This window comes from Rhodococcus sp. ENV425 (assembly GCF_002887785.1).
Taxonomy (GTDB): Bacteria; Actinomycetota; Actinomycetes; order Mycobacteriales; family Mycobacteriaceae; genus Rhodococcus; species Rhodococcus aetherivorans.
The window spans coordinates 1-3,806 of record NZ_PCZU01000023.1; the positions used below are offsets into that span (position 1 = coordinate 1).

2 protein-coding genes are annotated in these 3,806 nt (G+C 67.9%); both read left to right on the forward strand.

Annotated elements, in window-relative coordinates; all coding sequences use genetic code 11:
• Positions 1-285 precede the first annotated feature (285 nt).
• The gene (gene hpf / locus CQZ88_RS01195) at positions 286-960 is read left to right on the forward strand and encodes a ribosome hibernation-promoting factor, HPF/YfiA family (RefSeq protein WP_006942687.1); all 675 of its coding nucleotides are present in this window, start codon (positions 286-288) and stop codon (positions 958-960) included.
• A 167-nt stretch (positions 961-1,127) separates the two neighbouring features.
• Positions 1,128-3,806: preprotein translocase subunit SecA (gene secA, locus CQZ88_RS01200; RefSeq protein WP_102799127.1), on the forward strand; the 2,679-nt coding region annotated here is incomplete at its 3' end.

A 3,806-nucleotide genomic window follows, 5' to 3' on the forward strand; every position in this document is an offset into this window, starting at 1 on the left:
TGCGGGGTGCTGGTGATCGCCGCCGCGTAGCGAGCCGGAGGGCCCTGCGCCGCGGGACGTGGGTCCGCGAGAAAGGGGACATCGGTCCTGCCACGAGGTGACCACGGCGTGAAATTCGACGGAACGGTGGCACTCCCCGCCGTTCCGTACTACCGTCGCCCTCAGACCCGAAAACACAGGTAGCGGGCGCAAAACGCCCCTGACCGTCGTGTCGGGCGGAGCGCGTTTCGCGCTCGTCGATCATGCCGGCGCGCGAGCTGCGCCGGCCGTACTCGGGAGGTACGAGTGACGATCCCTTCGAAGTCCAAGGTTCCCGCTGCAGAGGCCGAAGCCGGTACTGCGGAGTCCAACGGTCCCCGCGCCGACATCGTCGTCAAGGGGCGCAACGTCGAGGTCCCGGATCACTTCCGGGTCTACGTGTCCGAGAAGCTCGCTCGGCTCGAACGTTTCGACCCGACGATCTTCCTGTTCGATGTGGAGTTGCAGCACGAGCGCAATCGCCGGCAGCTGAAGAGTTGTCAGAGAGTCGAGATCACCGCTCGGGCCAAGGGACCGGTGGTGCGCGCGGAGGCGTCCGCGGACAGTTTCTACGCCGCCTTCGAGTCTGTGACGGACAAGCTGGAGTCGCGGTTGCGTCGCACGAAGGACCGCCGCAAGGTGCACCACGGGGAGAAGACCCCCGTCTCGGTCGCCGAGGCCACCGCGCAACTCGCCAAGGACGACTCCCTCGGCATCTCACCGGAGATCTCGCTGGAACAGCACGAGCCCGAGCCCACAGGTCCGGGCCGGATCGTGCGCACGAAGGAGCACACGGCCGAGCCGATGACCGTCGACGACGCGCTGTACGAGATGGAGCTGGTGGGGCACGACTTCTACCTGTTCCACGACAAGGAGACCGACAGTCCCTCGGTCGTCTACCGCCGGCACGCGTTCGACTACGGATTGATCCGGCTGGTGTGACGACCGCACCGCGGAGCGGCGGCGCCTCGCGCGCCACCCTGCCGAGCGGTCGCCCGTCGTCACCTCGCTGAAAGACCGCCTACCATGGAATCCGGCCGGGGTCGATACAGGCCTCGGCCGGATTTTCGTTGCCCGTGCTGTACCCGAGATTGAGGACGAACACGCCCGTGCTGTCGCTGTCGAAGCTGCTCCGAGTCGGTGAAGGTCGCATGGTCAAGCGGCTCAAGCACATCGCCGACCACGTCGATTCCCTCTCACCCGAGTTCGAGACGCTCACCGACGAGCAGTTGCGGGCCAAGACGGACGAGTTCCGCCGGCGTTACCAGGACGGCGAGACCCTCGACGAGCTGCTGCCCGAGGCGTTCGCGACGGCCCGCGAGGCGTCGTGGCGGGTGCTGGGCCAGAAGCACTACCCGGTTCAGATCATGGGCGGCGCGGCGCTGCACTTCGGCAACATCGCCGAGATGAAGACCGGTGAGGGCAAGACCCTGACCTGTGTGCTGCCCGCCTACCTCAACGCCATCGCCGACGAGGGCGTGCACGTGGTGACGGTCAACGACTACCTCGCCAAGCGCGACTCCGAGTGGATGGGCCGGGTGCACCGGTCCCTCGGGCTCGAGACCGCGGTGATCCTGTCCGGCCTCCCGCCCGCCGAGCGGCGCGCCGCGTACGCCGCGGACATCACCTACGGCACCAACAACGAGTTCGGCTTCGACTATCTGCGCGACAACATGACGCACTCGCTCGACGATCTCGTGCAGCGCGGCCACAACTTCGCGATCGTCGACGAGGTCGACTCGATCCTCATCGACGAGGCCCGCACGCCGCTGATCATCTCGGGCCCGGCCGACGCGTCGAGCAAGTGGTACGCCGAGTTCGCGCGGATCGCGCCGCTGCTGAAGAAGGACGTCCACTACGAGGTGGACATCAAGAAGCGCACCATCGGCGTGCACGAGGCGGGGGTGGAGCTCGTCGAGGACCAGCTCGGCATCGACAACCTGTACGAGGCGGCGAACTCGCCGCTGGTGAGCTACCTCAACAACGCCATCAAGGCCAAGGAGCTGTACCAGCGCGACAAGGACTACATCGTCCGCAACGGCGAGGTGATCATCGTCGACGAGTTCACCGGCCGCATCCTCGTCGGACGGCGCTACAACGAGGGCATGCACCAGGCCATCGAGGCCAAGGAAGGCGTCGAGATCAAGGCGGAGAACCAGACGCTCGCCACGATCACGCTGCAGAACTACTTCCGCCTCTACGACAAGCTCTCCGGCATGACGGGCACCGCCGAGACCGAGGCCGCGGAGCTGCACCAGATCTACGAGCTCGGCGTGATCCCGATCCCGACGAACAAGCCGATGGTCCGCGCGGACCAGGGCGACCTGATCTACAAGACGGAGGAGGCGAAGTTCGCGGCCGTCGTCGACGACGTCGCCGAGCGCCACGCCAAGGGCCAGCCGGTCCTGATCGGCACCACCAGCGTCGAACGCTCCGAATACCTGTCCAAGCAGTTCACCAAGCGCGGCATCCCGCACAACGTGCTCAACGCCAAGTTCCACGAGCAGGAGGCGACGATCATCGCCGAGGCCGGCCGGTCCGGCGCGGTGACCGTCGCCACCAACATGGCCGGTCGCGGTACCGACATCGTGCTCGGGGGCAACCCGGACATCCTGGCCGACGTGGAGCTGCGCAAGCGGGGTCTCGACCCGGTCCACACGCCCGAGGAGTACGAGGCGGCCTGGGACGAGGTGATCGAGCGGATCAACGCCGAGGTCAAGGCCGACGCCGACAAGGTCCGGGCGGCGGGCGGCCTGTACGTCCTCGGCACCGAGCGGCACGAGTCCCGCCGTATCGACAACCAGCTGCGCGGCCGTTCCGGCCGGCAGGGCGATCCGGGTGAGTCGCGCTTCTACCTCTCGCTCGGCGACGAGCTGATGCGCCGCTTCAACGGCGCGGCGCTCGAGTCGATCATGACCCGCCTGAACCTGCCCGACGACGTGCCGATCGAGGCGAAGATGGTCTCGAAGGCCATCAAGAGCGCGCAGACGCAGGTCGAGCAGCAGAACTTCGAGATCCGCAAGAACGTCCTGAAGTACGACGAGGTGATGAACCAGCAGCGCACCGTCATCTACGACGAGCGCCGCCGCATCCTCCGCGGGGAGGACCTCGAGGGCCAGGTCGAGCACATGATCGCGGATGTGGTCACCGCGTACGTCGACGGCGCCACCGCCGAGGGCTACGTCGAGGACTGGGACCTCGAGCAGCTGTGGACGGCGCTGAAGACCCTCTACCCGGTGGGCATCGACCACAAGGAACTCACCGTCTCCACGAACGGCGAGCCCGCGGACCTCAGCCGCGAGGAACTGCGCGAGGCCCTGCTGGAGGACGCGCGCGCCGCGTACGCCCGCCGCGAGGCGGAGATCGACGCCGTCGCCGGCGAGGGCGGCATGCGCGAGCTCGAGCGCCGCGTCCTGCTGTCGGTGCTCGACCGCAAGTGGCGCGAGCACCTCTACGAGATGGACTACCTCAAGGAGGGCATCGGCCTGCGGGCGATGGCGCAGCGCGACCCGCTCGTCGAGTACCAGCGGGAGGGCTACGACATGTTCATCGGCATGCTCGAGGGCCTGAAGGAGGAGTCCGTCGGATTCCTGTTCAACCTGCAGGTCGAGGCGGCGCAGCCGCAGCCGGCCCCGGGCGTCAGCGTCACCGCCGCGTCCGCGGCCGTCACGGCGCAGGCCGCCCCCACCCTGGCGAAGCCTGCTCCCGCCCCGGCACCTCCTGCTCCCGCGCCCGCTCCGGCCGCGCTGCGCGCGAAGGGGCTCGACGAGGACGAGGAGCGCAACCTC